This is a genomic window from Kluyvera georgiana ATCC 51603, from assembly GCF_001654985.1.
In the GTDB taxonomy this organism is placed as follows: Bacteria; Pseudomonadota; Gammaproteobacteria; order Enterobacterales; family Enterobacteriaceae; genus Kluyvera; species Kluyvera georgiana.
In genome coordinates this window covers 82,936-109,402 of sequence record NZ_LXEU01000081.1, presented here as the reverse complement: position 1 = coordinate 109,402, position 26,467 = coordinate 82,936, and the positions used below count along the sequence as shown (strand labels likewise).

The window sequence follows — 26,467 nt, the reverse complement described above, 5'->3', positions numbered from 1 at the left end:
GAGGTTAACGGCCGCCGCGCCCGATGAAGAAGGGTAAGATGAAATTGAATCTCCTGCGCAAGAATGCGCAACCAGCAGCAGAAAATGAGCGTCCGAAGGACACGGCACCAGAGAAGCCACGGTTAGCGGAAAGCACAACGAAGATGATGGCCATGATGGACGACGCGCACTTAACCCAAAATCAGGCGGCGGAGAACCGCATCCTGGAGCGGCTTAACGCCCGCCAGACGCTCACCGGTTTTATTCAAACTGCCGTAGGCTTACTGTCTGAAGCGGTCGACCAGCTGATTTTGCAGGCCTTCCGGAAAGACGATTACGCGGTGAAGTACGCGGTGGAACCGCTGCTGGAAGGCAGCGGGCCGCTGGCGAATTTACCGGTGCGGCTAAAGCTGATTTATGCGCTGGGCGTCATCAGCCGCGATGAATATGAAGACGTTGAACTGTTACTGGCGCTGAATAACGAACTGGCGCACGAGAACAAAATCTACAGCTTTACCGATGACGAAATTCTGGGGCCGATCAATATGCTGCACTGCATGACGACGCTGCCGCCTCCGCCGACGCTGCACCTGCCGGAAGACGTGGTCGACGACGCGCTGAGAACCATGCAGGAACAGCGCTATCAGCAAATGGTACGTTCAACGCTGGTACTCAGCATCACCGATTTAGTCACCAGCCTGGCGCACAAAAAAGCGTTCTAGCCGCGAACACTCCAGGGCGGATGGATAAGGCCTTTCAATGGCTCTCTCCTTCCCCTTTCGCCCTCTTTCCTTTTCGCTGACATAAGTTGTCAAAAAAACAGGCGATTTTTTGTCAGCACATCTTCCCGTTTCGCTCAACTTAGTATAAAAAGGCTGCTTTTACAGGATTCCCTTTTACTTAATTAGCCTGGAGCAACATGAACACTTTTTCGGTTTCTCGTCTGGCGCTGGCATTGGCTTTTGGCGTGACACTGACTGCTTGCAGCTCAACCCCAGCGGATCAGCGCCCTTCTGACCAGACCACACCTGGTACCTCTTCCCGTCCGGTACTGTCGGCGGACGAAGCGCAGAACTTTACCGCTGCACGTTACTTCTCGTCATTAGATCCTAACGCTGCCGCCTGGTCTCCGTCTTCTATCGCCGTTCCGGCGAAAGCAGATTTCGTGGTGGGTCCGGCCGGTACTCAGGGCGTAACGCACACCAGCATTCAGGATGCCGTTGACGCCGCTATTGCGCGTCACAGCAGCTCACGTCTGTACATCGCCGTACTGCCGGGTGAGTACAAGGGCACCGTCTATATCCCGGCGGCTCCGGGCAGCCTGACGCTCTATGGTACCGGCGAGAAAGCGATCGACGTAAAAATTGGCCTGGCCATCGATTCCGAAATCGACCCAACCAGCTGGCGTAAACTGGTTAACCCAGGCGGCAAATATATGCCGGGTAAACCGGCGTGGTACATGTTTGATGGCTGCCAAAGCAAGCGCAGCGCCACCATCGGCGTGATGTGCTCCGCGGTCGTGTGGTCACAGAACAATGGCTTACAGCTGCAAAACCTGACGATTGAAAACAATCTGGGTGACAGCGTGGATGCCGGTACTCACCAGGCGGTCGCCCTGCGCACCGATGGCGATAAAACCCAGTTGAACAACGTCAATATTCTGGGCCGTCAGAACACCTTCTTCGTGACCAATAGCGGCGTTGACAACCGTCTGCAAAATAACCGCCAGACCCGTACGCTGGTCAGCAACAGCTACCTCGAAGGCGATGTCGATATCGTTTCCGGCCGCGGCGCGGTGGTGTTCGACAACACCGACTTCCGCGTGGTGAATTCCCGCACCCAGCAGGAAGGCTACGTCTTCGCCCCGGCGACCCAGGCCAACATCTTCTACGGCTTCCTGGCGACCAACAGCCGCTTCACCGCTGCCGGTGACGGCGTGGCGCAGCTGGGCCGCTCGCTGGACGTTGATGGCAACACTAACGGTCAGGTCGTGATTCGCGATAGCGTGATTAACGAAGGCTTTAACGTCGCGAAACCGTGGGCCGATGCTGCCGTTTCTAAACGTCCGTTCAGCGGCAATACCGGCGCTCAGGACGAGAAAGGTCAGATTAAACGCGATCTTAACGACCGCAACTTCAACCGCATGTGGGAGTACAACAACCGCGGCGTGGGAAGTCATATTGTGGCAGAACCGAAGCAGTAACGGCGAAGCCGATGTGAAAAAGCCCATGATTTCATGGGCTTTTTTTATCGCACAGGCCTGATACATTCAGCATCATCAGGCCTAAGCGCGCAGGTTACCGGATGGCAGCGTAAACGCCTTATCCGGCCTAACATTAATGCGCGTAAACCACCACCCACATTGGGCCCTGGCCCACGGCATAGCGCCCTTTTTCCTGCAGCAGCCCCTGCTCGCCAGCAATTTCATACACCGCGATGTGGTGCGATTTCTGCCCTGCGGCAATCAGATATTTTCCGCTGTGGTCAATGTTGAACCCACGCGGCTGGGTTTCCGTCGGCTGGAAGCCTTCCAGCGACAGCACGCTACCGTCTTCCGATACGCTGAATACGGTGATCAGGCTGGAGGTACGGTCACAGGCATACAGATGACGCCCGTCCGGCGTAATATGGATATCGGCCGCCCAACGCGTGTCGGTGAAATCAGCAGGCATCATATCCAGCGTCTGCACGCATTCAATCTTACCGTGCGGATCCTTCAGCTCCCATACGTCAACGGAGCTGTTCAGTTCGTTCACACAGTAGCCGTACTGTTCGTTCGGGTGGAACACCATATGACGCGGGCCGGCGCCTTCTACAGTGGTCACTTCAGCCGGGCTCTGCGCCGAAAGGAAACCGTCGTCGCTCAGGGTAAACAGGCAGATGCGATCCTGTTTCAGCGCCGGCACCCACAGGGTGCGGTTATCCGGGGAGATATTCGCCGAGTGGCAACCTTCCAGACCATCCACCACCGTCACGGTGTCGCGCGGCAGGCCGTCTTCCAGACGAATGACCGCGACGTTGGCCTGATTGTACGAAGCGCTGAAGATAAAGTTGCCTTTACGGTCGGTCGAAATATGGGTCGGGCTGCCCGGCAGCGGCGCTTCGGCTTCATAGGTCAGCGCACCGTCATCCGGCGCAATACGGTAGGCCAGCACGCGAAACTCCGGACGCACGCCAACATACAGATAACGTTTATCAGGGCTGATGACCATGGGCTGCACCTGACCCGGAACATCCACCACCTGAACCAGCTTCAGGCTGCCATCGTGGTTCAGCGTCCAGACGTGGATCTGCTGGCTTTCCGGGCTGGCGGTATAAACGGTCTGTTTCATGAATACTCCTTTCTGAAAACACATAATTTGCGGCTATTTATCACACCATTTTGCCGTACAGGTATCTCGGTGTACCATCCTGCACAGCGAATTTTCTCTTAAACTCGAGACAACACTATGACTGCACGTGTGATTGCCCTGGATCTGGACGGAACGCTCCTGACGCCAAAGAAAACCCTCCTGCCCGCTTCCCTGGAAGCGCTGAATCGCGCCAGAGCGGCAGGTTACCAATTAATGATCGTCACCGGTCGTCATCACGTTGCCATCCATCCTTTTTATCAGGCACTGGCGCTGGATACACCTGCAATTTGTTGTAATGGCACCTACTTGTATGATTATCAAGCGAAAAAAGTACTGGATGCCGATCCGATGCCGGTCGAAAAAGCCCAACAGCTGATTTCCCTGCTGGATGAGCATCGGATTCACGGCCTGATGTACGTCGACGATACCATGATGTACCAGTACCCAACCGGCCACGTGATTCGCACCGCCAACTGGGCACAGAGCCTGCCGGAAGCACAGCGCCCGTCCTTTACTCAGGTCGACTCGCTGGCGCAGGCCGCACGTGAGGTGAATAACGTCTGGAAATTTGCCCTCACCGATGAAGACGGCGAAAAGCTGCAAAACTTCGCGAAACACGTCGAGCAGACGCTGCAGCTGGAGTGCGAATGGTCGTGGCACGATCAGGTCGATATCGCGCGTCAGGGCAACAGCAAAGGCAAACGTCTGACGCAGTTCATCACCGCACAGGGCTGGTCGATGCAGGACGTGGTGGCGTTTGGCGACAACTTTAACGATATCAGCATGCTGGAAGCCGCCGGTACCGGCGTGGCGATGGGCAATGCGGTTGATGCGGTGAAAGCGCGCGCCAACGTGGTCATCGGCGATAACACCACCGATGCCATCGCCGACTACATCAACCGTCACCTGCTGTAATCAAGCGGTAATTGAAACGCTCTTTATCTGGGCGTACAGCCACTGGCCTGGCTTCACCGCCAGGTCATCCCGCGCCCAAGGGCTAATACGCGCCCACAGCGTACGACCGCTGACGTCCAGCTGTACTTCGACCTGGCCATTATCGTCGTAGCACTGCAGGACTTTGGCGTGCAGCACGTTGCGGATGCTGGTGTGGGGCGACGGCTGTAGCACCAGCGACACGTCGGTAGCCTGAATGCGCACGCGCACCACACTCTGTAGCGGCCTGTCGAGCTTGTTCACCCAAATATGCTGGTCGCCCAGGGCCAGCGCGGTCATCGCATAGTGCGGATGGTGTTCCAGCACAGTCACGCGCAGAATGCTGCTCTGCTGATCCTGCGGCAACCACGGGTGCATCACGCTGCTGCCCCATACGTCTTCCAGATTACCGAATGCCTTGATCTGCCCACCTTCCAGCACCAGCACTTTATCGGCCAGATGCAGAATCTCATCCAGCGAGTGGCTAACGTAGAGCATCGGTATATTGATCTCCCGCGCCAGACGCTGCAGATACGGCAGCAGTTCACGCTTGCGCGGGATATCGAGCGAAGCCAGCGGCTCATCGAGTAACAGCAGTTCAGGGGCGGTCAGTAATGCGCGGCCGATCGCCACACGCTGTTTTTCACCGCCGGAAAGGCTGCCCGGCAGGCGATCGAGCAACGGCTCAATGCCCAGCAGGGCAACCAGTTTATCAAACTGCTCCGCCATGCTTTTCGCCATACCGTAACGCAAATTACCGCGCACTTTGTAGTGCGGGAACAGGCGTGCATCCTGAAACACATAGCCAATACGACGCTTCTCCGGCGCCAGGCAGATCCCCTGCTCAACATCGTTCAACACGCGTCCGTTAAGCACAATCCGCCCCTGCTGCGGCGTAGTCAGGCCGCTGATGGCATTGATTAGCGAGGTTTTACCCGCGCCAGATACGCCAAAAACAGCGGTAATCCCTGAGGCGGGCAGTGATTCATTTATCGCCAGGCAGTGCGTACCCAACGTCTGGCTAAAATTCAGCTCAAGCATGGATTACCCTCCTATCCGCCGACGGCTGAGACGAGCCAGCCATTCAGAAATCATCAGGGAAATCAGCGCCAGAACGATAGAAATCAGGCACAGACGTGCCGCCGCGCTTTCGCCGCCGGGGGTCTGAATCAGGGTATACATGGCAGAAGGAATGGTGCGCGTTTCGCCAGGAATGTTAGAGACAAAGGTAATGGTCGCGCCAAACTCGCCGAGCGAGCGGGCAAACGCCAGCACGGTGCCGACGATAATGCCCGGCAGCATCAGCGGCAGCGTAATGGTGCAAAACACCCGCCAGCGCCCAGCGCCCAGGGTACGCGCCGCCTGTTCGAGCTTGACGTCGACGCCTTCCAGCGCCAAACGAATCGCCCGGACCATCAGCGGAAACGACATCACCGCCGCGGCGATCACCGCGCCGCGCCAGCTAAAAGCGAAAGTCAGGCCGAACCAGTCGTATAGCCAACTGCCAATAAAACCACGGCGACCCATTGCCACCAGCAATAAATAGCCCACCACCACCGGCGGCAGCACCAGCGGCAGGTGGATAAGGCCGTCCAGCAGTGCCTTGCCGGGAAAATGACGGCGCACCAGCAGCCAGGCAAAGAGGATCCCAAACGGCAAACTGAACAGGACGGCCAGGGAGGATACTTTCAGGCTCAGCACTACCGCCTGCCATTCGGGATCGGTCAATATCATTAGCGAGTCGTAAATCCGTAACGTTTAAAGATTTCAGACGCCTGCGGCCCTTTCAGGTAGTCATAGAACGCCGAGACGGTTGCGTTTTTATGGCCATCGATAATGGCAATCGGATATTCCACTTTCTGATGGGAATCTTCCGGGAACGTACCAACTACTTTAACACCTTTGCTGGCCACTGCGTCAGAACCGTAGACGATTCCCAGCGGCGCTTCGCTACGTTCAACCAGCGCCAGCGCACCGCGTACATCTTCAGCCGGTGCCAGTTTTGGCGACAGCGTTTCCCACGCGCCGAGCTTTTGCAGCGCTTCTTTCGCATAGATACCCGCCGGGACGTGATCCGGGTCGCCAACCGCCAGGCGACCGCCTTTCAGCAGGCTGGTCCACGGGGTGTTAGCATCCACAGCGATGTTGGCCTGTTCGCTGGCTTTCGGCGCAACGACCACCAGGCTGTTGCCCAGCAGGGTTTCACGCGTGGCGGCGTCGATCGCTTTTTTATCTACCGCGTAGTCCATCCATTTCTGGTCGGCGGAAATAAACAGGTCGGCCGGCGCACCGGCTTCAATCTGGCGAGCCAGCGTAGAGGAAGAAGCAAAAGAGGAGACCACGTCAACGTTCTTCTCTTTTTTATACTCTTTGGCAATATCCTGCATCGCGTTAGTCAGCGAAGCGGCGGCGAAAACGGTGATTTTCGCATCCTGGGCCAACGCGTGACCCGTAACCGACAGCGTTAACGCTGCCCCGGCAAAAAGACGTACCCATGAACCTGTCATTTCATACTCCTGAACTCAACGTTATATAAATAAAAACATAACGAGGAGTATAAGGATTTTCCGCGATGAATGCATTACAGATGCGCGAATTATTGCTGTATTTACGGGATGTTATCGGCAGGGTTTTCGGGAACTTCATAGCAAAACGCCCGGGGGGACCGGGCGTTTTTGAGGAAATCAGTGGTTTTGCTGGCTGCTGTCTTTATGACCAACGCCGGAGAAGATGTTGAACACTTCACCCAGACCGTAAATCAACCCCAGGATGATAGCCATCACTACGGGTACCATGATTACGGCAAATACCAGACTTTTCAACAACTCTAACATGGTTTACTCCATACAATGTGATGTTGCTATTGTAACCGGATATCGCAGAAATACACTCCCTTTTGTGCGGTGTGCTTTGCGCTTGCAGACATTTGGGTCAAAATGCCCTTTTACTTGCCAGGATACTCTTATGCAGGCTGAAATCCTTCTTACCCTCAAGCTCCAGCAGCGACTGTTCGCCGATCCGCGCCGCATCTCGCTCCTCAAACAAATAGCACAGACTGGCTCCATCAGCCAGGGAGCCAAAAATGCGGGCATCAGCTATAAGAGCGCCTGGGATGCGATTAATGAAATGAACCAGCTTAGCGAGCAGTCATTAGTTGACCGTGCAACGGGCGGCAAGGGCGGCGGCGGTGCGGTACTCACCCGCTACGGCCAGCGCCTGATTCAGCTTTACGATCTGCTGGCGCAGATTCAGCAGAAAGCCTTCGACGTACTGAGTGATGACGATGCGCTCCCCCTGGATAGCCTGCTGGCCGCGATCTCCCGCTTCTCGCTGCAAACCAGCGCCCGTAACCAGTGGTTCGGCACGGTCACTGGCCGCGACCACCAGCAGGTCCAGCAGCACGTTGATATTCTGCTCGCCGACGGCACCACCCGTCTGAAAGTCGCGATTACCGCACAAAGCGGCGAGCGCCTGGGGCTGGATGAAGGTAAAGAGGTGCTGGTGCTGCTGAAAGCGCCGTGGGTCAACGTCACTCGCGACCCGGCGGTGGCCGCCGCAGCCGATAACCAGCTGGCTTGTCGCATCAGCCATATCGAGCGCGGTACGGAGCAGTGCGAAGTGCTGATGACGCTGCCGGACGGGCAAAGCCTGTGCGCCACCTTGCCTCTGAATGAGGCGCAAACGCTGGAGGAAGGCGCTGACGTCACAGCATTCTTTAACGCCGATCGCATCATTATTGCCACGTTATGCTGATAGCATTGACATTGCGCTGAGGAAGACGTATCCCTGATGCATATTGCTGCAAAAAACGGGATACATCATGTCATCATTGCAAATTTCGCAAGGCACGTTTCGTCTTAGCGATACAAAAACGTTAAAAATTGAGCAACTGGCGCTGCGCGCCGGAGAAAGCTGGGCCTTTGTCGGCAGTAACGGCAGCGGCAAATCGGCGCTGGCACGCGCGTTGGCGGGTGAACTGCCGCTGCTTTCCGGCAGCCGCGAAAGCCAGTTTACCCGCATCACTCGTCTCTCCTTTGAGCAGTTACAAAAGCTGGTGAGCGATGAATGGCAGCGCAACAATACCGACATGCTCAGCCCGGATGAAGACGATACCGGGCGTACCGCCGCGCAGATTATTCAGGATGAAATCAAAAACCCCGCGCTGTGCGCACAGCTGGCCGCGCAGTTTGGCATCAGCCACCTGCTTGAGCGCCGTTTCAAATATCTGTCGACCGGCGAAACCCGCAAAACCCTGCTCTGCCAGGCGCTGATGGCGCAGCCTGACCTGTTGATTCTCGATGAACCGTTCGATGGTCTCGACGTTAACTCCCGCCGCCAGCTGGCAGATCACCTGGCCACGCTGCACGACGCAGGTTATACGCTGGTGCTGGTCCTCAACCGCTTCGACGATATCCCGGATTTTGTGCCGTTTGCCGGCGTGCTGGCCGACTGTACGCTGACGGAAATCGGCGAGAAAAAAGCGCTGCTCGAACAAACGTTGATCGCCCAACTGGCGCACAGCGAGAAGCTTTCAGGTATGACGCTCCCGGAGCCCGACGCCCCTTCCGCCCGCCTCGCATTACCCGACGACCAGCCGCGTATCGTGCTGCGCGACGGCGTCGTGTCCTATAACGATCGTCCCATCATCAATCACCTGAGCTGGACGGTCGCCCCCGGCGAGCACTGGCAGGTCGTCGGCCCTAACGGGGCTGGAAAATCGACGCTGCTGAGTCTGGTCACTGGCGATCATCCGCAGGGTTACAGCAACGATCTCACGCTCTTTGGCCGCCGCCGCGGCAGCGGTGAAACCATCTGGGATATCAAAAAGCATATCGGCTACGTCAGCAGCAGTCTGCATCTGGACTACCGCGTCAGCACCACGGTACGCAACGTGATTCTCTCCGGTTACTTTGACTCAATCGGTATCTATCAGGCGGTTTCCGATAAGCAGCGCAAGCTGGTTGACGAATGGCTGGCGATTCTCGGGATGGATGCGCGTACCGCCGACGCGCCGTTCCATAGCCTCTCCTGGGGACAACAGCGGCTGGCGCTGATCGTTCGCGCGCTGGTGAAACACCCTACGCTGCTGATCCTCGACGAACCGCTACAAGGGCTGGATCCGCTCAACCGTCTGGTGGTGCGTCGGTTTATCGACGTGCTGATTAGCGAGGGCAAAACGCAGCTGCTGTTTGTATCACACCACGCGGAAGATGCGCCGGAGTGTATTACGCATCGTCTGGAATTCGTCGCCGACGGTGACGGCTATCGTTATGAGGTTGGCCCACTGTTGTAATACTTCTTCCCGGGCGATGATGTCGCCCGAAAAACGTCACCGAATTTTCAGGTCTTTTTTCAGAATTGTTTCACATTCACTGCCCAGTTATTTGATTTAAAATCATTTTTACTGATTTTTTTGCTTCATGCGCTTTAGTGTAAACGATTCCACTAATTTAGCCCATGTCACACTTTTGGCCATTCTGTTATGCTAAGGTTATTCCATACCATAAGCTTAATGGAGCTAAAAATGAAAGTATTGGTTACAGGTGGTAGCGGTTACATAGGAAGCCACACATGCGTACAGCTACTGCAACAGGGCCACGACGTCGTCATCCTCGACAATCTGTGCAACAGCAAGCGTAGTGTCCTACCGGTTATCGCTCGCCTGGGCGGTAAACAAGCAGAGTTCGTCGAAGGTGATATTCGTAACGAAGCGCTGATGACCGAGATCCTGCACGATCACGCCATTGAAGCGGTGATCCACTTTGCCGGGCTGAAAGCCGTGGGCGAGTCGGTGCAGAAACCGCTGGAGTATTACGACAACAACGTCAACGGTACTCTGCGTCTGATTGCCGCCATGCGCGCGGCGGACGTCAAGAACTTCATCTTCAGCTCCTCGGCCACCGTCTACGGCGATCAGCCGAAAATCCCTTACGTGGAAAGTTTCCCAACCGGTACGCCACAAAGCCCGTATGGCAAAAGCAAACTGATGGTTGAACAGATCCTCACCGACCTGCAAAAAGCGCAGCCGGACTGGAGCATTGCGCTGCTGCGCTACTTCAACCCGGTTGGCGCACATCAGTCTGGCGATATGGGTGAAGACCCGCAGGGTATTCCGAACAACCTGATGCCGTATATCGCACAGGTGGCTGTAGGCCGTCGCGAATCGCTGGCCATTTTCGGTAACGACTACCCCACCCCAGACGGCACCGGCGTGCGCGACTATATCCACGTGATGGACCTCGCCGACGGCCACGTTGCCGCCATGGAAAAACTGGCCAACAAAGCCGGCGTGCATATTTATAACCTCGGTGCGGGCGTAGGCAGCAGCGTGCTTGACGTGGTTAACGCGTTCAGCAAAGCCTGCGGTAAACCGATTAACTACCACTTTGCTCCGCGTCGTGATGGCGATCTCCCGGCTTACTGGGCTGACGCAAGTAAAGCCGATAAAGAGTTGAACTGGCACGTAACCCGTAATCTTGATGAAATGGCGCAGGACACCTGGAACTGGCAGTCCCGTCATCCTCAGGGCTATCCCGATTAAGGATTTTGCAATGACGCAATTTAACCCCGTCGACCATCCGCACCGCCGCTTTAATCCGTTAACCGGTCAGTGGATCCTTGTTTCACCGCATCGTGCAAAGCGCCCGTGGCAAGGGGCGCAAGAGACACCGTCAAAACAGACGCTGCCCGCACACGATCCGGACTGCTTTTTATGCCCGGGTAATACCCGGGTGACGGGCGATAAAAACCCCGATTACACCAGCACCTATGTATTTACCAACGATTTCGCGGCGCTGATGACCGACACGCCGGACGCGCCGGAAAGCGACGATCCGCTGATGCGCTGCCAGAGCGCGCGCGGCACCAGCCGCGTTATCTGCTTCTCGCCGGACCACAGCAAAACGCTGCCGGAGCTGAGCCTCGACGCGCTGCAATCAGTAGTGAAAACCTGGCAGGAACAGACCGCAGAACTGGGCCAACAGTATCCGTGGGTCCAGGTGTTTGAGAACAAAGGTGCGGCGATGGGGTGCTCCAACCCGCATCCGCACGGCCAGGTCTGGGCGAACAGCTTCCTGCCGAACGAAATTGAACGTGAAGACCGCCTGATGCGCGAGTACTACGCCGAACAGAAATCGCCGATGTTGGTTGACTATGTTAACCGCGAGCTGGCCGATGGCAGCCGTACGGTCATCGAAACCGAACACTGGCTTGCGGTGGTCCCGTATTGGGCAGCCTGGCCGTTTGAAACGCTGCTGCTGCCAAAGGCACACGTGCTGCGCATCACCGACTTAACCGACGCGCAGAGTGAAGATCTGGCGCTGGCGCTAAAAAAACTCACCAGCCGCTACGACAACCTGTTCCAGTGCTCCTTCCCCTACTCAATGGGCTGGCACGGCGCGCCGTTCAACGGGGAAGATAACGCCCACTGGCAGCTGCACGCGCACTTCTATCCGCCGCTGCTGCGCTCGGCCACGGTGCGTAAATTTATGGTCGGTTATGAAATGCTGGCAGAGACCCAGCGTGACCTGACGGCAGAACAAGCGGCTGAGCGCCTGCGCGCGGTCAGCGACATCCACTTTCGCGAGTCCGGAGAATAATAATGAGTCTGAAAGAGAACACCCAAACCCTGTTTGCTGAAAAATTCGGCTACCCTGCCAGCCACGTGATCCAGGCACCGGGCCGCGTTAACCTGATTGGCGAGCATACCGACTATAACGACGGCTTCGTGCTGCCGTGCGCCATCGACTATCAAACCGTCATCAGCTGCTCACCGCGCAACGATCGTCTGGTGCGCGTGATCGCCGCCGACTACGACAACCAGAGCGATGAGTTTTCCCTCGACGCGCCCATCGTCAGCCACGATACCCAACAGTGGTCGAACTACGTTCGCGGCGTAGTGAAGCATCTGCAGAAGCGTAACAACGCCTTTGGCGGTGCAGATCTGGTGATCAGCGGCAACGTGCCGCAGGGCGCGGGTTTAAGCTCATCCGCTTCGCTGGAAGTGGCGGTCGGCACCGTGTTCCAGCAGCTGTATCATCTGCCGCTCGACGGCGCGCAGATTGCGCTGAACGGCCAGGAAGCGGAAAACCAGTTTGTGGGCTGCAACTGCGGCATTATGGACCAGCTGATCTCCGCGCTCGGTAAGAAAGACCACGCGCTGCTGATCGACTGCCGCACGCTGGGCACCAAAGCGGTCTCCATGCCGGAAGGCGTGGCGGTGGTGATTATCAACAGTAACTTCAAACGTACCCTGGTCGGCAGCGAGTACAACACCCGCCGCGAGCAGTGCGAAACCGGCGCGCGCTTCTTCCAGCGCCCGGCGCTGCGTGACGTTACCGTTGACGAGTTCAACGCCGTCGCCCACGAACTGGACCCTATCGTTGCCAAACGTGTCCGTCACGTGCTGACCGAAAACGCTCGTACCGTAGAAGCCGCCAGCGCGCTGGAAAAAGGCGATCTGCTGCGCATGGGTCAACTGATGGCAGAATCTCACGCGTCAATGCGCGACGACTTCGAAATCACCGTTCCGCAGATTGATACGCTGGTCGAGATCGTTAAAGCGACCATCGGTGACCAGGGCGGCGTACGCATGACCGGCGGCGGTTTTGGCGGCTGCATCGTGGCGCTGATTCCTGAAGCACTGGTCCCGGCGGTGAAACAGGCGGTTGCCGAGCAGTATGAAGCGAAAACCGGCATCAAAGAGACCTTCTACGTGTGCAAACCGTCACAAGGAGCTGGCCAGTGTTAAGAGAAACTCCCGCGCTGGCGGCAGATGGCCAGCCGTATCGTCTGGTGACGCTACGTAACGCAAATGGTGTTGTCGTGAGCTTAATGGACTGGGGCGCCACGTTACTGTCGGCGCGGATTCCGCTGAAAGATGGCAGCGTACGTGAAGCCCTACTGGGCTGCGCCTCGCCGGAACAGTATACCGAGCAGGCGGCTTTCCTCGGCGCTTCTATCGGTCGCTATGCCAACCGCATCGCCAACAGCCGCTTTACGCTTGACGGCAAAACGGTTGAGGTCGCGCCAAGCCAGGGCGAACATCAGCTGCACGGCGGCCCGGAAGGTTTCGACAAGCGCCGCTGGTCTATCGCGTCACAGAACGAGAGCGAAGCGGTATTTACGCTGACCTCACCCGACGGCGACCAGGGCTATCCGGGCGAGCTACAGGCCAAGGCTATCTATCGCCTGACCGATGATAACCGGATTTCCATCGAGTATCGCGCCACCGTCGATAAAGCCTGTCCGGTGAATCTCACTAACCATGTCTACTTTAACCTCGATGGTGAGCAGACCGACGTACGCAACCACACGCTACAGCTACTGGCTGATGACTATCTGCCGGTCGATGAGAACGGGATCCCTCATGATGGGCTGAAAGCGGTAGCCAATACCAGCTTCGATTTCCGTCAGCCGAAAGCCGTGGCCCAGGATTTCCTCAGTGACGACGATCAGCGGAAGGTTAACGGCTACGACCACGCCTTCCTGCTGCAAGCCAAAGGAGACGCCACTCAGGTGGTCGCTAACGTCTGGTCGCAGGATAAAAAGCTACAGATGGCTGTTTATACCTCGGCGCCAGCGATTCAGTTCTACTCGGGCAACTTCCTGAAAGGCACGCTTTCCCGTACCTCACAGCCGTACGATACGTGGCAGGGTCTGGCGCTGGAGAGCGAATTCCTACCCGATACGCCTAACCATCCAGAGTGGCCGCAGCCGGACTGCGTGCTGCAGCCGGGTGAAGAGTACGTCAGCCTGACGGAATATCAGTTTATCGCATTGTCATGACCTGCTAGCCCGGGCGACAAACCTATGTAGCCCGGGCGCATCGCGTGATGCCAGACATCCCCCGCCCCTTCACCGCGCCGATCTTTTAGGCACATCGCTGAAAATAGCATCACACCAAGACAAAATAATAACGCTGAGTTCACATGCACCTTACACTGGAGCACTATTTTCGCTATGGTTATGCATAAGCGTTGCCGCTGAGGCTATCACGGCAATATAATGAGAATTGTTATCATTCAATAAAGCTTGAGGAGTGAGAGTATGGCTGTAACTAAGCTGGTACTGGTTCGTCACGGTGAAAGTCAGTGGAACAACGAAAACCGTTTTACCGGTTGGTACGATGTTGATCTGTCCGAGAAAGGCGTCAGCGAAGCAAAAGCAGCGGGCAAGCTGCTAAAAGAAGAAGGCTTCAGCTTTGACTTTGCTTATACCTCTGTGCTGAAACGTGCCATCCACACGCTGTGGAACGTACTGGATGAACTGGATCAGGCCTGGCTGCCGGTTGAAAAGTCCTGGAAACTGAACGAGCGCCACTACGGTGCGCTGCAGGGTCTGAACAAAGCTGAAACCGCTGAGAAATACGGTGACGAGCAGGTTAAACAGTGGCGTCGCGGCTTCGCGGTGACCCCGCCGGAGCTGACCAAAGACGACGAGCGCTACCCGGGCCACGACCCGCGCTACACGAAACTGACCGATAAAGAGCTGCCGACCACCGAGAGTCTGGCACTGACCATCGAGCGCGTGGTGCCTTACTGGAACGAAACCATTCTGCCGCGCCTGAAAAGCGGTGAGCGCGTGATCATCGCCGCTCACGGTAACTCCCTGCGCGCGCTGGTGAAATACCTGGACAACATGGGCGAAGATGAAATCCTTGAGCTGAACATCCCTACCGGCGTGCCGCTGGTATATGAGTTCGACGAGAACTTCAAGCCGATCAAACACTACTATCTGGGCAACGCGGACGAAATCGCCGCGAAAGCCGCAGCGGTAGCGAACCAGGGTAAAGCGAAGTAATTTTCCTCCCGGGTTAAACGAAAAAAGCGTGGAAGGCTCCACGCTTTTTTATTGCCGAATGACGGCGTTGCCTTATCCGGCCAACCGATCGTTGCCCGGATGCGTTTTCTTACCCGCGACGCGCTTTCACCGCGTTCGCCAACTGGCGGAGAATCGTATCGGTATCTTCCCAGTTAATGCAGGCGTCGGTGATGCTCTTGCCATACACCAACGGCTCGCCGCTGTCCGGATTCTGGTTACCTTCCACCAGATGACTTTCGATCATCACGCCCATAATAGCTTTCTCGCCGTTGGCAATCTGCTGGCAGACGTCCGCCCCCACTTCCATCTGTTTTTTGTACTGCTTAGAGGAGTTGGCATGGCTGAAGTCGATCATGATCTGCGCCGGCAGACCCGCTTTCGCCAGACCGTCCTTCACCGCCGCCACGTGGGAAGCGCTGTAGTTTGGCTCTTTACCGCCGCGCAGGATGATATGGCAATCTCCGTTCCCGCTGGTGTTCACGATGGCGGAATGGCCCCACTTGGTCACCGACAGGAAGCAGTGCGGCGCACCAGCGGCATTAATCGCATCAATGGCCACTTTAATGGTGCCATCGGTGCCATTTTTAAAACCAACCGGACAAGAAAGGCCGGAAGCCAGCTCGCGATGCACCTGAGATTCCGTGGTACGCGCGCCGATGGCGCCCCAGCTCATCAGGTCAGCCAGATACTGCGGGGTGATCATATCCAGGAACTCGCCCGCGGCCGGTAGGCCGGTATCGTTGATGTCCAGCAGCAGCTTACGCGCAATACGCAGACCATCGTTAATCTGGAAGCTGTTATCCATATGCGGATCGTTGATCAGCCCTTTCCAGCCCACGGTAGTGCGCGGCTTTTCAAAATAGACGCGCATGACGATTTCCAGCTCGCCGTTCAGCTCTTCACGAATTTTCAGCAGGCGCTGGGCATACTCTTTCGCGGCGACCGGATCGTGAATAGAGCATGGGCCGATTACCACCAACAGGCGATCGTCTTCTCCTTTTAGGATCTGATGGATCGCTTTACGCGCATGAGACACGGTGTTCGCGGCGTTTTCGGTAGCGGGGAATTTCTCAAGGAGTGCAACTGGCGGTAATAACTCGTTGATCTCTTTAATGCGTAAATCGTCGTTCTGATAATTCATGACTGTTCCAGTGTTGCCATACTTATACAATTGAGTGCAATCCCTTCAATCTATATCGCAACTCAAAAAGTGTAAACTGGCTTTTACACTTTAGCCGGATAATGACTAAAAAAACCCTACAAAATAGAATTTAATAGTAAATAAACGACAGGAAACCGCAAAAAGTCAAGATATAACACCAACAACAAGACCAAAAACAATATATTTCATATTCGCCAGGCGGTGAATCTACTATTTTAATCCATCGTTCGACGTCATCTATTTCTGTGCGCAAAAAGCAAAGATCTGCAATGATGTCAGATAGTCACATTCAACATACGAAAGGAATAGCGTCATGGCGCACAGGCAGGATTCACATTCTCACGCTCCCCAGGATGATAGTAATGCCCGTCGTTTACTGCTGGCGTTCGGCGTTACCGCCGGATTCATGGTCGTGGAAGCGATTGGCGGGCTGGTTTCCGGGTCGCTGGCGCTATTAGCCGATGCAGGACACATGCTGACCGACTCCGCCGCGCTGCTGTTTGCCCTGCTGGCGGTAAACTTTGCTCGTCGGCCACCGAGCACGCGCCACACCTTCGGTTGGCTGCGTCTCACTACCCTCGCCGCCTTCGTGAACGCCATCGCGCTGCTGTTTATTATTATTCTGATCGTCTGGGAAGCGGTGCAGCGTTTCAATCATCCGCAGCCGGTGGCTGGCGTGACCATGATGGTGATTGCCGTCGCCGGGCTGTTGGCAAATGTGCTGGCGTTCTGGATCCTGCATCGCGGTAGCGAAGAAAAAAATCTCAACGTGCGTGCCGCCGCGCTGCACGTCATGGGCGATCTCCTCGGCTCGGTTGGGGCGATAATTGCCGCATTGGTTATCATGACCACCGGCTGGACGCCTATCGACCCGATTCTCTCAGTGCTGGTGTCCTGCCTGGTGCTGCGCAGCGCATGGTCGCTGCTGAAAGAGAGCGTTAACGAACTGCTGGAAGGAGCGCCGCAGTCTATCGATGTGGCGGCATTGAAGCGCAATATGCGTCGCTCACTGCCGGAAGTGCGCGACGTGCACCACGTCCACGTCTGGCTGGTAGGCGAGAAACCGCTGATGACCCTGCACGTGCAGGTGGTCCCACCGCACGACCACGACGCGCTGCTCGACCGTATCCATCACTTCCTTGAGGAGCACTACCAGATTGAGCACGCGACGGTGCAGATGGAGTATCAGCCCTGTAGCGGCCCGGAATGCCACCTTAGTGAGGCGCATACCGGACACGGTCATCATCACCACCACTAATGAGATAGCGCGCGAGAGCCGCGCTCACGCGCGCTATTCATCCACATCCGGCTACCGTTGAGGGCGATAAACGTCAGGATCAGGTACTCCAACGCCATGGCGTACACACCCTGTAGCGTAAAAATAGCCACGCTGATGACGTTAATGATCACCCACAGCAGCCAGTTTTCGACGTATTTACGGGTCATCAGCACCATGGCGGCGATCGACAGCACCATCATCGACGAATCCCAGAATGGAAACGCATCGGGCTGCAGCGTCGGCATCACGACATTCATGCCAAGCCCCTGCATGACGTTAACAGCAACCTGTGTCAGCACGGCAAACACCGGGTCGATGTAAAGGGTCATCAGCGCAATTGCAACCACGCAGGCCGCCAGCCAGGCCAGCGCTTTAGGCAGCGGCAGCCAGCGAATTTGCAGCTCGGCTTCATTCTGGCTGGTTTGCCGCGACCAGGCATACCAGCCGTAGAGGTTGGCGGCGAAGAAGAAAAGCTGCAGCAACAGGCTGGCGTACAGCTGGATCTGGAAAAAGATAATCGCAAACAGCGTGACGTTAATCAGACCAAACAGGTAGTTAACGATCTTCTCAAGGCTGGCCAGCCAGATACAAAGCAGACCGGCAATGGTGCCTACGGCCTCAATCCACGACAGATCGTAACCGCCCGCCCCAAGCGGGATATGCACCAGAATGTTTTGCGTGCTAAAAAAATCCATTTCAACTCCAGCGTGTTAGACAAGTTATCCTCGTAGTGTAGCCGCAAAATCCAACATGCGGTTCAACGGAATAAGCGCGCCTTTACGCAGCGATTCATCAACGTGAATTTCATGCGCCGCACCGCCGTTTTCGAGGCTCTCCGCAATGGCTTTCAGGCCGTTCATTGCCATCCACGGGCAGTGGGCGCACGTACGGCAGGTAGCGCCTTCCCCAGCGGTTGGCGCTTCAAACAGCTCTTTATCCGGTACCGCCTGCTGCATTTTGTAAAAGATGCCGCGATCGGTCGCCACGATGAGCTGCTGATGCGGCAGATTTTTCGCCGCGTTAATCAGCTGACTGGTTGAACCTACGGCATCGGCCATATCAACAATCGCCTGCGGCGACTCCGGGTGGACCAGCACCGCCGCCTGCGGATAGAGCGCTTTCATGCGGCCCAGCGCCTGCGTTTTGAACTCATCATGGACGATACAGGCGCCCTGCCAACACAGCACATCGGCACCTGTTTGCTTTTGTACATAGCGGCCCAGGTGACGATCCGGCGCCCAGATAATTTTTTCGCCCAGGCTATCAAGGTGTTCAATCAATTCAACGGCGATGCTGGAGGTGACCACCCAGTCGGCACGTGCTTTTACCGCCGCGGAGGTATTGGCATAGACCACGACGGTGCGATCAGGATGCGCATCGCAGAAGGCATTGAACTCTTCAATTGGGCAACCGAGATCCAGCGAGCATTCCGCATTGAGCGTCGGCATCAGAATGGTTTTTTCCGGGCTGAGGATTTTGGCCGTCTCGCCCATAAAGCGCACACCGGCCACCAGCAGCGTAGAAGCCGGATGCTTCGCACCAAAGCGCGCCATCTCCAGTGAATCCGAAATACAGCCGCCGGTTTCTTCTGCCAGCTGTTGAATTTCCGGGTCGGTGTAATAGTGCGCCACCATGACGGCATTGCGCTCTTTGAGCAACCGCTTGATTTTCTCGCGATAAAATTGCTTTTCATCGTCGTTCAACGGCGTTGGTTTCGGCGGGAACGGGTAAATCGCTGCTTCAGGATCGAACATCACGCTCATCATGCTTCTCGTTTTACTGGCTTAACGAAATACGCGGTTTAAGGTGTGGATTCACCATTACCACGGAAATATGTTTTATATGCTAAACAAGATAGCCGATTGTGGGAGAAATGTCGTGATGAATTTTTGATGGTGCTGAGAATGAGAAAGCTGGGGAGGAGATTCATTCCAGAAAGCAAAAAGGCGCCTTTAGGGCGCCTTTCTACACTGGTGGGTCGTGCAGGATTCGAACCTGCGACCAATTGATTAAAAGTCAACTGCTCTACCAACTGAGCTAACGACCCCTTGGATAAGGGTTACTGCTTCAATCATTCAGGATGGTGGGTCGTGCAGGATGACTCGGCTTCGCCTCGCCCTTCGGGCCGTTGCTAAAGCAACGTTATCCTTCACGTTCTCTACCAGTTACCACCTTGTATATTGGTGGGTCGTGCAGGATTCGAACCTGCGACCAATTGATTAAAAGTCAACTGCTCTACCAACTGAGCTAACGACCCATACGGGTGCCGCCTGAAAGATTTTTACTCGGAACCATCTTTAGATGGTGGGTCGTGCAGGATGACTCGGCTTCGCCTCGCCCTTCGGGCCGTTGCTGAAGCAACGTTATCCTTCACGCTTAACATCTGAGTTTGATGTTAAATTGGTGGGTCGTGCAGGATTCGAACCTGCGACCAATTGATTAAAAGTCAACTGCTCTACCAACTGAGCTAACGACCCGAGTGGTGGGTGATGACGGGATCGAACCGCCGACCCCCTCCTTGTAAGGGAGGTGCTCTCCCAGCTGAGCTAATCACCCGAAACTGCGCTGGATACAAAACTGATACTACTGCCGCCGAACCCACCTAAAAAAGATGGTGGGTCGTGCAGGATTACTCGCTTCGCTCGCCCTTCGGGCCGTTGCTGAAGCAACGTTATCCTTCACGCTTAACATCGGAGTTCGATGTTAAATTGGTGGGTCGTGCAGGATTCGAACCTGCGACCAATTGATTAAAAGTCAACTGCTCTACCAACTGAGCTAACGACCCGGTGGTGGGTGATGACGGGATCGAACCGCCGACCCCCTCCTTGTAAGGGAGGTGCTCTCCCAGCTGAGCTAATCACCCGATACTACGCTGGATACTACTTTAAGTGGTGGGTCGTGCAGGATGACTCGGCTTCGCCTCGCCCTACGGGCCGTTGCTTACGCAACGTTATCCTTCACGTTTTACAATCGCGTTCCACCTTAGCGATTGGTGGGTCGTGCAGGATTCGAACCTGCGACCAATTGATTAAAAGTCAACTGCTCTACCAACTGAGCTAACGACCCACTTTTTTCGCCACTTTCAGGATGTTTGATATCCCTTGGCAACGGCGGCATATATTACTGAATTCAGAATTCTGCGCAACAAAAATTTCGACAAAGATCACTTAACTGCTTATGTTTCATGCGGCAAGACCAGAAATAACACGATTTCTGGTCTTACTTCACGCATCACAGCCCGCTAAGACGTTTTTGCGCCTGCTTCGCACCGTCGGTACCTGGGTATTTGCTGACAACCTGCTGATAGACCGCTTTCGCTTTTGCGGTATCGCCTTTGTCCTGCATGATCACCCCGACCTTAAACATCGCGTCCGCCGCCTTAGGCGACTTCGGATAGTTTTTCACCACCGACGCAAAATAGTACGCCGCATCATCTTTTTTACCCTTGTTGTAATTCAGCTGACCCAGCCAGTAGTTGGCATTGGGCTGATAGGTTGAATCAGGGTATTTTTTGATGAAATTCTGAAACGCCACAATCGCGTCATCCTGGCGAGAACTGTCCTTCACCAGCGCGATCGCCACGTTGTAATCGGTATTTGCATCGCCCGTCTGCGCCGGAACGCCGGACGAAGCGGTATTTCCGCCCGCTGGCGCTGACGTCGCCGCTGCCGCATTGCTTTGGTCACCCGAAGCGGGCTGTGCCGGTGTCGCACCGCTACCGCCGTTCAGGCTATCAATTTGCAGCATGATCTGCTTTTGACGATCCATCACCTGATTCAGTTGGTACTGACTTTCCTGGATCTGTCCACGGAGGGCATCAATATCAGACTGGTTATCGGAGAGTTGTTGCTGGAGTTGGGTCAAAAGTTGACTGTGAGCATTGGAAATACGCTCGAGTTGAGTGACGCGGTCTTCGACCGAGCCTGAGCCGACACTACTGATTGGCGCCTGAGCAAAAGCGGCCCAGGGGGCCGCTATGCCAACCAGTAACGACAGACTCATTAAATGATGTCTGAAGTTACTGCTCATGCAATTCTCTTAGTAAACCAGTACGGCACGACGGTTTTTGGAGTAAGCCGCTTCGTCGTGACCCAGTACTGCAGGTTTTTCTTTACCGTAAGAAACGATGGAGATCTGGTCAGCAGAAACGCCTTTACCCTGCAGGTACATTTTAACAGCGTTAGCACGACGTTCGCCCAGGGAGATGTTGTACTCCGGAGTACCACGTTCGTCCGCGTGACCTTCTACGGTGACTTTGTAAGACGGGTTGCTACGCAGGAAGTTAGCGTGCGCATCCAGCATTGCAGCGAAGTCAGAACGGATATCGTACTTGTCGAGATCGAAGTAAACGATGTTGTTCTGCTGCAGCTGCTGCATCTGAAGACGCGCTTGCTCTTCAGAAGACATATTGCCGCTACCGTTCGCATCCATACCAGTGCCGGCACCGTTCAGCATGCCTTCGCTGCCGTCGTTGCTGGCGTTCTTGTTGGAAGAACATGCCGCGATTGCCATTACAGGCAGAGCAATCAACAGCCCTTTCAGCACTTTGTTCAGTTGCATTTCAATGATTCCTTTACTAATCAATTAATTATTATCACAGATACGGCGACCAGGCAGGGAATTTAACCTGTCCATCAGTTGCCGGAAGACGCGCTTTGAAACGCCCATCTGTAGAAACCAAATTCAGCACGGATCCCATCCCCTGAGAAGAGCTGTAGATTACCATAGTGCCGTTAGGTGCCAGACTTGGCGTTTCGTCTAAAAACGTTGATGACAGAACCTGTACACCACCCGCTTCCAGATCTTGCTTAGCAATGTGCTGCTGACCGTTGGCCGAGCTAACCATTACCATAAACTTGCCGTCGCTGCTGACGTCAGCATCCTGGTTCTGCGAACCTTCCCAGGTAATACGCTGCGGAGCACCGCCGTTAACATTCACTTTATACACCTGCGGACGACCGGCCTGGTCAGAGGTAAAGGCCAGGTTCTGGCTGTCCGGGAACCAGGTTGGTTCAGTGTTGTTGCTGCGACCGTTGGTCACCTGACGAATCTGGCCGGAGCCAAGGTCCATCACGTACAGGTTCAGGCTACCGGTTTTCGACAGGGCGAACGCCAGTTTAGAACCGTCCGGCGAGAATGCCGGCGCACCGTTGTGCTGCGGGAACGACGCAATCTGACGCACCGCGCCGTTTGCCAGGGTCTGTACGACCAGCGCTGAACGACCGCTTTCGAAGGTCACATAGGCCAGTTTAGAGCCGTCCGGAGACCATGCCGGCGACATCAGCGGCTGCGGAGAACGGTGTACCACAAACTGGTTGTAGCCATCGTAGTCGGAAACGCGCAGTTCATACGGGAACTGGCCGCCGTTGGTCTGCACCACGTAGGCGATACGGGTACGGAACGCGCCTTTAATGCTGGTCAGTTTCTCGAACACTTCGTCACTGGCAGTATGGCCCGCGTAACGCAGCCACTGCTTGTTCACCTTATAGGTGTTCTGAGCCAGAACGGTACCTGGCGCACCGCCGGTATCGACCAGCTGGTAGGAAACGTTATAGCTACCGTCGGCGTTCGGGCTAACCTGGCCGACAACCACGGCATCAATGCCCAGCGCAGACCATGCGGCCGGCTGAACTTCCTGAGCGCTGCCCGGCTGCTGCGGCAGACGAGAGCGGTCTAATGGGTTGAATTTCCCGCTGTTACGCAGGTCGGCGCCAACAATGCCGCCGATATCTTCAGGTGCGGCACCTGGCCCGGCCCACTGGAACGGAACGACGCCAATCGGACGCGCCGAGTCCACCCCTTGGGTGATCTCGATACGTACTTCTGCGTGCAGCACCGCTGCCCACAGCATCAGAAAACCAAACGCTACTCGTAATGCCTGCTTCATCATTTCTCCCTTATCCAGGCGGAAAGCCCACGATAATTTAGCAGAATGTTAACAAACTAAAATACACAAAACTACCAAAACCCTGCGACGATCCCGCCTTTATTTTTCGCGTACTGCCGCGAAAAATAATCTTTATGGCTTGAAGTCCAGCGGCGCATTCTTAAAGGTCTGCCAGACCGCTTGTGACGGCGGTTTCGGGAACTTGGTCATCCGGTTGGTTGCCGCGAGCATCTGCTGACAGAACGCCGCATCACCACCTTCCTGCTTCACGCTCAGCACCGTACCATCTTCTGCCAGGTTCACGCGCAGCGTACAGGTCTTCCCTTTATAGGTATCCCAGTCGTACAGGTGACCTTTAATCGCCGCCTGAACCTGCGCAATATAGGACGCAATTTCAGCCTGCGATGCCCCACCCTGCCCAGCTTTGTTACCTTTAGCAGGAGAAGAGCCACCGGCGCTACCGCTGGTGCTGCCTTTCGGCGCATTCTTACCGGAGCTTAAGTCGCCTAACAGATCGTCAACGCCAGAAGCAGCGGCTGCTTTTTCCGCGGCGGCCTTTTTGGCAGCGGCGGCTTTTTCCGCAGCAGCTTTCTTGTCTGCTGCCGCTTTAGCCGCCGCAGCAGCCTTATCGGCAGCCGCTTTTTCCGCAGCGGCGGCAGCTTTCTCTGCGGCTGCTTTTTCAGCAGCAGCGGCCTTCTCAGCGGCGGCTTTTTCCGCGGCAGCCTTCTTCGCAGCTTCCGCAGCGGCTTTCTTCTCCGCATCGGCAGCGGCTTTCGCAGCAGCAGCTTCGGCAACTTTCTTCGCATCCGCAGCCGCTTTGGCGGCCTCGGCCTCGGCTTTCTTCTGCGCGTCAGCGGCGGCTTTCTTCGCCGCTTCCGCAGCCGCTTTCGCCTGCGCATCGGCTTTTGCTTTCGCATCCGCAGCGGCTTTCACTGCCGCTTCCGCGGCCGCTTTAGCCTGCGCGTCGGCTTTCGCTTTGGCATCAGCGGCGGCTTTGGCTGCCGCTTCTTCCGCCTGTTTTTGCTGTTGCTGGGCTTGCTTCGCCGCTTCCTGGGCCTGTAAACGCTCTTTCTCCAGCGCTTTTAAGCGTTCCTGTTCCGCAGCCTGTTTTTCACGTAACTCTTCAGCCTGCTGCTGAGCCTGCTTTTCACGCTGCTCTTGCGCGCGTTTCGAACTGGCCTGCTGCTGCTGTTGACGATTATAGTTGTCGATAACCGCACCCGGATCGACCATGACTGCGTCGATGGACGAACCGCCGCCACCGCCAGCCGCAGCGTCTAAATGCTCATCGAACGAACTCCAGATCAGCGCTGCAAACAAAATCACGTGCAGCACTGCTGAAATAATTATCGCTCGTTTAAGCTTGTCGTTTTGTTCGGTTGCCTTTGACACTCTCGGTTCCCAAAAACTGTTCCCCCGTTACTCTACAACACACGATGTGGGTCATTGCCGACCCACACCCTGCGCTGGTGCGGCATGTCGGCGGTTAAATGGGTTGAGTCATCAACCCAACCGATTTCACCCCGGCGCTGTGTAACAGGTTAAGCGCTTTAATTATTTCATCGTAAGGCACGTCTTTCGCGCCCCCAATTAAGAAGACCGTCTTCGGATTCGCCTGCAAACGACGCTGCGCTTCCGCGACCACCTGTTCAGGCGGCAGCTGCGGCATCTTCTCCGGGCCAACGTTCACGCTGTATTGCCCCACGCCGGACACTTCAACAATGACCGGGGGTTCATCATTACTGCTGACAGCCTGTGATTCGGTGGCATCAGGAAGATCCACTTCCACGCTCTGCGTAATGATCGGCGCTGTCGCCATAAAGATCAGCAGCAGCACCAACAACACATCCAGCAGCGGAACGATGTTAATTTCGGACTTCAGTTCGCGACGCCCGCGTCCACGTGCTCTGGCCATGGCTTACCCCTTGTTGCTCTCGCTGGCGGTACTGGCGGTAAAAGCCTGACGGTGCAGAATCGCGGTGAACTCTTCCATAAAGTTGTCGTAGTTCAGTTCCAGTTTGTTCACGCGCTGGTTCAGGCGGTTGTACGCCATAACCGCCGGAATAGCGGCGAACAGACCGATTGCGGTGGCGATCAGCGCTTCGGCGATACCTGGAGCAACCATCTGCAGCGTGGCCTGTTTTACCGCGCCCAGCGCGATAAAGGCGTGCATGATCCCCCAAACGGTACCGAACAGACCGATATACGGGCTGATGGAGCCGACGGTGCCAAGGAACGGAATGTGCGTTTCCAGCGTTTCCAGCTCGCGGTTCATGGAAATACGCATCGCACGCGATGCCCCTTCCACAATCGCTTCCGGCGCATGACTGTTCGCGCGATGCAAGCGGGCAAACTCTTTAAAACCGCTGTAGAAGATCTGCTCGGATCCCGCCAGATTTTCACGACGCCCCTGGCTCTCCTGATACAGGCGAGACAGCTCGATGCCGGACCAGAACTTATCTTCAAACGCTTCTGCCTCGCGGCTTGCCGCGTTAAGGATGCGCGTTCTCTGGATAATGATGGCCCAGGAGGCGATTGAAAAACCAATCAAAATCAACATGATAAGTTTAACCAGAAGGCTAGCCTTCAGGAACAAATCAAGGATGTTCATGTCAGTCACTGCTTAAACTCCGCGACAATAGACTTGGGAAGCGCACGAGGCTTCATGATGAGTGGATCAACACAGACAATCAGGACTTCCGCTTCGTTCAGAACCTTATTCTCAGCGTTGACTATTCGCTGCGTAAACACCATTGAGGTACCACGCATTGATGTAATTTCTGTCTGGACTTCGAGCATATCGTCGAGTCGGGCAGCCGCAAAATACTCCAGCGTCATTTTACGCACGACAAAGGCCACGCGTTCAGCCAACAGCACCTGCTGACTGAAGTGATGGTGACGCAGCATCTCAGTGCGTGCTCTTTCATAGAAAGCGACATAGCTGGCGTGATAAACCACACCACCGGCGTCGGTATCTTCATAGTAGACACGAACCGGCCATCGAAACAGCGTTGTATTCACTTTACGTCCCAGTAATGCAAAAAATTTTTTGG

At 55.7% G+C, this 26,467-nt stretch carries 26 protein-coding genes and 7 tRNA genes; 11 read left to right on the top strand and 22 right to left on the bottom strand.

Features of this window, described 5'->3' with window-relative positions; genetic code table 11:
- Positions 1-143 precede the first annotated feature (143 nt).
- Both M989_RS20615 and M989_RS20610 read left to right on the top strand, forming a co-directional pair.
- Positions 144-701, top strand: a complete 558-nt coding sequence (locus tag M989_RS20615; protein ID WP_223804163.1) for an MltR family transcriptional regulator — start codon at positions 144-146, stop codon at positions 699-701.
- 197 nt (positions 702-898) lie between these two features.
- Entirely contained in the window at positions 899-2,182 is a 1,284-nt protein-coding gene (locus tag M989_RS20610) for a putative acyl-CoA thioester hydrolase (protein WP_064548391.1), read from the top strand.
- 133 nt (positions 2,183-2,315) lie between these two features.
- Here M989_RS20610 and pgl read toward each other — a convergent pair whose 3' ends face one another.
- Positions 2,316-3,311: a 6-phosphogluconolactonase gene (gene pgl, locus M989_RS20605; protein ID WP_064548389.1), complete on the bottom strand. Its 996-nt coding sequence runs from the start codon at positions 3,309-3,311 to the stop codon at positions 2,316-2,318.
- Between the two features lie 117 nt (positions 3,312-3,428).
- Between pgl and M989_RS20600 the strand changes: the two genes are divergently transcribed.
- Positions 3,429-4,247, top strand: a complete 819-nt coding sequence (locus tag M989_RS20600; protein ID WP_064548387.1) for a pyridoxal phosphatase — start codon at positions 3,429-3,431, stop codon at positions 4,245-4,247.
- Here M989_RS20600 and modC read toward each other — a convergent pair whose 3' ends face one another.
- The 4 genes from modC to M989_RS20580 all read right to left on the bottom strand — a co-directional run bounded on the left by modC (position 4,248) and on the right by M989_RS20580 (position 7,099).
- The gene (gene modC, locus M989_RS20595) at positions 4,248-5,306 is read right to left on the bottom strand and encodes a molybdenum ABC transporter ATP-binding protein ModC (protein ID WP_064548386.1); all 1,059 of its coding nucleotides are present in this window, start codon (positions 5,304-5,306) and stop codon (positions 4,248-4,250) included.
- Between the two features lie 3 nt (positions 5,307-5,309).
- Positions 5,310-5,999, bottom strand: a complete 690-nt coding sequence (modB, locus tag M989_RS20590; RefSeq protein ID WP_064548384.1) for a molybdate ABC transporter permease subunit — start codon at positions 5,997-5,999, stop codon at positions 5,310-5,312.
- Positions 5,999-6,772: a molybdate ABC transporter substrate-binding protein gene (gene modA, locus M989_RS20585; RefSeq protein WP_064548381.1), complete on the bottom strand. Its 774-nt coding sequence runs from the start codon at positions 6,770-6,772 to the stop codon at positions 5,999-6,001. The genes modB and modA overlap by 1 nt, the downstream gene beginning before the upstream one ends.
- 177 nt (positions 6,773-6,949) lie before the next feature.
- On the bottom strand, positions 6,950-7,099 hold the full coding sequence (locus M989_RS20580; RefSeq protein ID WP_064548379.1) for an AcrZ family multidrug efflux pump-associated protein: 150 nt from the start codon (positions 7,097-7,099) through the stop codon (positions 6,950-6,952).
- Positions 7,100-7,229: 130 nt separating this feature from the next.
- Here M989_RS20580 and modE point away from each other — a divergent pair, with 130 nt between their 5' ends.
- From modE to gpmA, 7 genes are all read left to right on the top strand, one after another.
- Positions 7,230-8,018 (top strand): molybdenum-dependent transcriptional regulator, encoded by a 789-nt coding sequence (gene modE / locus M989_RS20575; RefSeq protein ID WP_064548377.1) that lies wholly within the window; start codon positions 7,230-7,232, stop codon positions 8,016-8,018.
- A gap of 67 nt (positions 8,019-8,085) precedes the next feature.
- The gene (gene modF, locus M989_RS20570) at positions 8,086-9,558 is read left to right on the top strand and encodes a molybdate ABC transporter ATP-binding protein ModF (RefSeq protein WP_064548376.1); all 1,473 of its coding nucleotides are present in this window, start codon (positions 8,086-8,088) and stop codon (positions 9,556-9,558) included.
- Between the two features lie 231 nt (positions 9,559-9,789).
- Positions 9,790-10,806 (top strand): UDP-glucose 4-epimerase GalE, encoded by a 1,017-nt coding sequence (galE, locus tag M989_RS20565; RefSeq protein ID WP_064548374.1) that lies wholly within the window; start codon positions 9,790-9,792, stop codon positions 10,804-10,806.
- 10 nt (positions 10,807-10,816) lie between these two features.
- Positions 10,817-11,863, top strand: coding sequence for a galactose-1-phosphate uridylyltransferase (gene galT / locus M989_RS20560; protein ID WP_064548372.1), 1,047 nt, complete (start codon positions 10,817-10,819; stop codon positions 11,861-11,863).
- Positions 11,864-11,865: 2 nt separating this feature from the next.
- Entirely contained in the window at positions 11,866-13,014 is a 1,149-nt protein-coding gene (gene galK, locus M989_RS20555; protein ID WP_064548370.1) for a galactokinase, read from the top strand.
- Positions 13,008-14,051, top strand: a complete 1,044-nt coding sequence (gene galM, locus M989_RS20550) for a galactose-1-epimerase (RefSeq protein WP_064548369.1) — start codon at positions 13,008-13,010, stop codon at positions 14,049-14,051. Before galK ends, galM begins: the two co-directional genes overlap by 7 nt.
- Positions 14,052-14,312: 261 nt before the next feature.
- Positions 14,313-15,065 carry a 2,3-diphosphoglycerate-dependent phosphoglycerate mutase gene (gene gpmA / locus M989_RS20545; protein WP_064548367.1) on the top strand — a complete coding sequence of 251 codons (753 nt, stop codon included), beginning with the start codon at positions 14,313-14,315 and terminating at the stop codon, positions 15,063-15,065.
- 109 nt (positions 15,066-15,174) lie between these two features.
- On the opposite strand, the gene aroG is transcribed toward gpmA, so the two are convergent.
- On the bottom strand, positions 15,175-16,227 hold the full coding sequence (gene aroG / locus M989_RS20540; RefSeq protein ID WP_064548366.1) for a 3-deoxy-7-phosphoheptulonate synthase AroG: 1,053 nt from the start codon (positions 16,225-16,227) through the stop codon (positions 15,175-15,177).
- 334 nt (positions 16,228-16,561) lie between these two features.
- Here aroG and zitB point away from each other — a divergent pair, with 334 nt between their 5' ends.
- Positions 16,562-17,506, top strand: a complete 945-nt coding sequence (gene zitB / locus M989_RS20535; protein WP_064548365.1) for a CDF family zinc transporter ZitB — start codon at positions 16,562-16,564, stop codon at positions 17,504-17,506.
- Here the strand turns inward: zitB and pnuC are convergent.
- From pnuC to ybgC, 16 genes are all read right to left on the bottom strand, one after another.
- Positions 17,503-18,222 (bottom strand): nicotinamide riboside transporter PnuC, encoded by a 720-nt coding sequence (gene pnuC / locus M989_RS20530; protein ID WP_064548363.1) that lies wholly within the window; start codon positions 18,220-18,222, stop codon positions 17,503-17,505. The genes zitB and pnuC overlap by 4 nt on opposite strands.
- A gap of 24 nt (positions 18,223-18,246) precedes the next feature.
- Positions 18,247-19,290 (bottom strand): quinolinate synthase NadA, encoded by a 1,044-nt coding sequence (gene nadA, locus M989_RS20525; protein ID WP_064548361.1) that lies wholly within the window; start codon positions 19,288-19,290, stop codon positions 18,247-18,249.
- A 208-nt stretch (positions 19,291-19,498) separates the two neighbouring features.
- Positions 19,499-19,574: transfer RNA gene (locus M989_RS20520), tRNA-Lys, on the bottom strand.
- Positions 19,575-19,708: 134 nt separating this feature from the next.
- A tRNA-Lys gene (locus tag M989_RS20510) sits at positions 19,709-19,784 on the bottom strand.
- 144 nt (positions 19,785-19,928) lie between these two features.
- Positions 19,929-20,004 (bottom strand) — tRNA-Lys (locus tag M989_RS20500).
- Between the two features lie 3 nt (positions 20,005-20,007).
- Positions 20,008-20,083, bottom strand: a tRNA-Val gene (locus tag M989_RS20495).
- A 153-nt stretch (positions 20,084-20,236) separates the two neighbouring features.
- Positions 20,237-20,312: transfer RNA gene (locus M989_RS20485), tRNA-Lys, on the bottom strand.
- 2 nt (positions 20,313-20,314) lie between these two features.
- Positions 20,315-20,390 (bottom strand) — tRNA-Val (locus M989_RS20480).
- 127 nt (positions 20,391-20,517) lie between these two features.
- Positions 20,518-20,593, bottom strand: a tRNA-Lys gene (locus M989_RS20470).
- Positions 20,594-20,758: 165 nt separating this feature from the next.
- Positions 20,759-21,556 (bottom strand): cell division protein CpoB, encoded by a 798-nt coding sequence (cpoB, locus tag M989_RS20465; protein WP_064548359.1) that lies wholly within the window; start codon positions 21,554-21,556, stop codon positions 20,759-20,761.
- Between the two features lie 9 nt (positions 21,557-21,565).
- Entirely contained in the window at positions 21,566-22,087 is a 522-nt protein-coding gene (pal, locus tag M989_RS20460) for a peptidoglycan-associated lipoprotein Pal (RefSeq protein WP_064548357.1), read from the bottom strand.
- A gap of 34 nt (positions 22,088-22,121) precedes the next feature.
- On the bottom strand, positions 22,122-23,414 hold the full coding sequence (gene tolB / locus M989_RS20455; RefSeq protein ID WP_064548356.1) for a Tol-Pal system beta propeller repeat protein TolB: 1,293 nt from the start codon (positions 23,412-23,414) through the stop codon (positions 22,122-22,124).
- Positions 23,415-23,546: 132 nt separating this feature from the next.
- Complete coding sequence (tolA, locus tag M989_RS20450; protein WP_064548354.1) at positions 23,547-24,806, bottom strand: cell envelope integrity protein TolA; 1,260 nt, start codon at positions 24,804-24,806, stop codon at positions 23,547-23,549.
- 94 nt (positions 24,807-24,900) lie between these two features.
- Positions 24,901-25,329 (bottom strand): colicin uptake protein TolR, encoded by a 429-nt coding sequence (gene tolR / locus M989_RS20445; RefSeq protein ID WP_064548352.1) that lies wholly within the window; start codon positions 25,327-25,329, stop codon positions 24,901-24,903.
- A gap of 3 nt (positions 25,330-25,332) precedes the next feature.
- Positions 25,333-26,034, bottom strand: coding sequence for a Tol-Pal system protein TolQ (gene tolQ, locus M989_RS20440; RefSeq protein WP_074398837.1), 702 nt, complete (start codon positions 26,032-26,034; stop codon positions 25,333-25,335).
- Positions 26,031-26,435 carry a tol-pal system-associated acyl-CoA thioesterase gene (ybgC, locus tag M989_RS20435; protein WP_035892730.1) on the bottom strand — a complete coding sequence of 135 codons (405 nt, stop codon included), beginning with the start codon at positions 26,433-26,435 and terminating at the stop codon, positions 26,031-26,033. The genes tolQ and ybgC overlap by 4 nt, the downstream gene beginning before the upstream one ends.
- Positions 26,436-26,467 lie beyond the last annotated feature (32 nt).

What these genes read in the sequence shown, in the direction of transcription:
- M989_RS20610 (WP_064548391.1), top strand. Translation starts at nt 899, where the DNA reads ATGAACACTTTTTCGGTTTCTCGTCTGGCGCTGGCATTGGCTTTTGGC.
- pgl (WP_064548389.1), bottom strand. Translation starts at nt 3,311, where the DNA reads ATGAAACAGACCGTTTATACCGCCAGCCCGGAAAGCCAGCAGATCCAC.
- galE (WP_064548374.1), top strand. Translation starts at nt 9,790, where the DNA reads ATGAAAGTATTGGTTACAGGTGGTAGCGGTTACATAGGAAGCCACACA.
- modC (WP_064548386.1), bottom strand. Translation starts at nt 5,306, where the DNA reads ATGCTTGAGCTGAATTTTAGCCAGACGTTGGGTACGCACTGCCTGGCG.
- modF (WP_064548376.1), top strand. Translation starts at nt 8,086, where the DNA reads ATGTCATCATTGCAAATTTCGCAAGGCACGTTTCGTCTTAGCGATACA.
- modA (WP_064548381.1), bottom strand. Translation starts at nt 6,772, where the DNA reads ATGACAGGTTCATGGGTACGTCTTTTTGCCGGGGCAGCGTTAACGCTG.
- tolB (WP_064548356.1), bottom strand. Translation starts at nt 23,414, where the DNA reads ATGAAGCAGGCATTACGAGTAGCGTTTGGTTTTCTGATGCTGTGGGCA.
- cpoB (WP_064548359.1), bottom strand. Translation starts at nt 21,556, where the DNA reads ATGAGCAGTAACTTCAGACATCATTTAATGAGTCTGTCGTTACTGGTT.
- galT (WP_064548372.1), top strand. Translation starts at nt 10,817, where the DNA reads ATGACGCAATTTAACCCCGTCGACCATCCGCACCGCCGCTTTAATCCG.
- pnuC (WP_064548363.1), bottom strand. Translation starts at nt 18,222, where the DNA reads ATGGATTTTTTTAGCACGCAAAACATTCTGGTGCATATCCCGCTTGGG.
- M989_RS20580 (WP_064548379.1), bottom strand. Translation starts at nt 7,099, where the DNA reads ATGTTAGAGTTGTTGAAAAGTCTGGTATTTGCCGTAATCATGGTACCC.
- tolR (WP_064548352.1), bottom strand. Translation starts at nt 25,329, where the DNA reads ATGGCCAGAGCACGTGGACGCGGGCGTCGCGAACTGAAGTCCGAAATT.
- gpmA (WP_064548367.1), top strand. Translation starts at nt 14,313, where the DNA reads ATGGCTGTAACTAAGCTGGTACTGGTTCGTCACGGTGAAAGTCAGTGG.
- aroG (WP_064548366.1), bottom strand. Translation starts at nt 16,227, where the DNA reads ATGAATTATCAGAACGACGATTTACGCATTAAAGAGATCAACGAGTTA.
- nadA (WP_064548361.1), bottom strand. Translation starts at nt 19,290, where the DNA reads ATGAGCGTGATGTTCGATCCTGAAGCAGCGATTTACCCGTTCCCGCCG.
- modE (WP_064548377.1), top strand. Translation starts at nt 7,230, where the DNA reads ATGCAGGCTGAAATCCTTCTTACCCTCAAGCTCCAGCAGCGACTGTTC.
- zitB (WP_064548365.1), top strand. Translation starts at nt 16,562, where the DNA reads ATGGCGCACAGGCAGGATTCACATTCTCACGCTCCCCAGGATGATAGT.
- M989_RS20600 (WP_064548387.1), top strand. Translation starts at nt 3,429, where the DNA reads ATGACTGCACGTGTGATTGCCCTGGATCTGGACGGAACGCTCCTGACG.
- modB (WP_064548384.1), bottom strand. Translation starts at nt 5,999, where the DNA reads ATGATATTGACCGATCCCGAATGGCAGGCGGTAGTGCTGAGCCTGAAA.
- galK (WP_064548370.1), top strand. Translation starts at nt 11,866, where the DNA reads ATGAGTCTGAAAGAGAACACCCAAACCCTGTTTGCTGAAAAATTCGGC.
- M989_RS20615 (WP_223804163.1), top strand. Translation starts at nt 144, where the DNA reads ATGATGGCCATGATGGACGACGCGCACTTAACCCAAAATCAGGCGGCG.
- pal (WP_064548357.1), bottom strand. Translation starts at nt 22,087, where the DNA reads ATGCAACTGAACAAAGTGCTGAAAGGGCTGTTGATTGCTCTGCCTGTA.